Origin of the sequence: Couchioplanes azureus, from assembly GCF_014648355.1 — a bacterium.
GTDB lineage: Bacteria > Actinomycetota > Actinomycetes > Mycobacteriales > Micromonosporaceae > Actinoplanes > Actinoplanes azureus.
Genome location: NZ_BMQY01000041.1, coordinates 1 through 935 on the forward strand (window position 1 = coordinate 1; position 935 = coordinate 935).

A 935-nucleotide genomic window follows, 5' to 3' on the forward strand; every position below is an offset into this window, starting at 1 on the left:
GTCGAAGGTCGCCTTGTGGAAGTTCGCGTCGCCGGTGAAGTCCGCCTTGCGGAAGTTCGCCCCGCGGGTGAAGGCTGCCCGGTGGAAGCTCGCACCGTCAGCGAAGGTCGCCCTGCTGAAGCCGGCCCGGCCGGTGAAGGTCGCCTCCTGGAACTCCGCGCTGCCGGTGAAGGTCGTCTCGAGAAAGTACGCGCTGCCGGTGAAGGTCGCCTCCCAAAAGTACGCGTCGCGAAGGAAGGTCGCCTGGTGAAAGTCCGCGTCGCCGATGAAGGTGGCCTTGTTGAAGATGGCGTAGAGGAGATGGCAACGGACAAAGTTCCAGTCGACGAGGACGGCGCCGGTGAGGTCGAGGTCGATGCCTGGCCAGAAGAGCTGATCCGGGTCGGGCTTGAGGATGGCGCCGCCGAAGTAGAGGTCACCTCTCAAGGACGAAGCCGAGCCGGGGTCGGTGACGGTATCGCTGGGCGGCTTCAGGTGCGTGGTGAGGATGCGTTGGGCGGTCAGCCGGACTTGCAGTTCCTGGTGCGGGTCACGCGCGGCGGCGGATGGCTTGCTCGGCGTCAGTGGTAAGTCGGTCAGCGGCGGCGGGGCGGTTTGGGACTCGACTACGACGGGCGGAGAATAGGGCATGCGCAGGTAGGCGCACAGGACGTTGACGATGGTCTGCCGCTGGTAGGGATTACTCTGCGCGACGCGCTCCAAGGCGTACAGGCCGGCGAGGCGTACAGCGGCCTCGGGGTGGCCGAGCTGTTCGGCGGCCTTGGTGTAGAGGTCGGTGACGCGGCGTTCCGCAGCGTCGCGCTCGGTGTGCGCTTGAGCGGCTTGAGTGTGTTCGTGCTTGCGGAGTTCCAGGTCGTGGGTGTGCTCGGACAGCAACTGCCGTCGCACCGCCAGGAGCAGAGCCGCGGCCGCGCCGGCGGCAGCCGTGAATCCGA

Annotated in this window: 1 protein-coding gene; it reads right to left on the reverse strand. The window is 67.0% G+C overall.

The window, feature by feature from the left end:
• The coding region (locus tag IEY99_RS33780) for a pentapeptide repeat-containing protein (protein ID WP_189208194.1) at positions 1–935 on the reverse strand (935 nt) is incomplete at both ends.